At 56.4% G+C, this 791-nt stretch carries 1 protein-coding gene; it reads right to left on the reverse strand.

All coding sequences use genetic code 11. The features are described from left to right. Positions 1-13: 13 nt before the first annotated feature. Complete coding sequence (locus ADT71_RS00055; RefSeq protein ID WP_054434058.1) at positions 14-664, reverse strand: FecR family protein; 651 nt, start codon at positions 662-664, stop codon at positions 14-16. Positions 665-791 lie beyond the last annotated feature (127 nt).

Raw genomic sequence — 791 nt, forward strand, 5'->3', positions numbered from 1 at the left:
CCGCTCGCGGACTTCAGGTGAAAATTTGTTGGTTGTCTTGCTCATAACGGATGCTCCTTCTCACAAGTTGGAGCCTCCTGGAAACCCGGGGCGCTTCAAGTACTGCTCCCAGCTCTTTTCCATTGTACGTCACGAGACCCTCAGGCCAGAGGCGTGATGCCACACTTCTAGGAACCACAACACTCTGCATGACGCCGTCGGCATCGAATTCCACGCTTTCGCCTGCCGCCAACCGCTCATGCTGATCGGTCCGACTTTTGCCCGATCTGTAAGACGTTTTGACCTCGACGGAGCCGCGCAGCAAATCCACTCGCACAGACTGATCATTCAGAATGCTCACATCAAATTTCGTACCCAATGCCCGAACGCTGCCTCTCCCAGCTCTAACAGTAAACGGCCTTCCATCGTGAGTGACTTCGAATCTCGCCCGCCCTTTCTCAAGCCTAAGCTGACGGCTGCTCTCGTCGAGCCGCACCGTTACCCGGCTATCTGCATCCACGATAACGGTCGAACCGTCGTTGAGATGGAACGTGCGACTCTGCGAAGCCGCAGCAAGCGAGATGATGCCTGTGTCACGCTTGCTTTGAAGAACCTCGGGCACCTGTCGGGAGGCCGTAATGATCACGGCCGCACCGGCAATAGTCAGCCCCCCGATAAGGAGCACTCCGATTCCAGCCCTCATCAGTCTGCCTGTAAGCGTCCGACCTCGACCGTTGACGGTAGGAGACGCCCCAGAGCGAATGTTGCGATCTCAAGGCTGCGGTGTAGTTTGAATGAATGATAGCGCGAAA

Source organism: Novosphingobium sp. ST904 (genome assembly GCF_001298105.1).
Taxonomy (GTDB): Bacteria; Pseudomonadota; Alphaproteobacteria; order Sphingomonadales; family Sphingomonadaceae; genus Novosphingobium.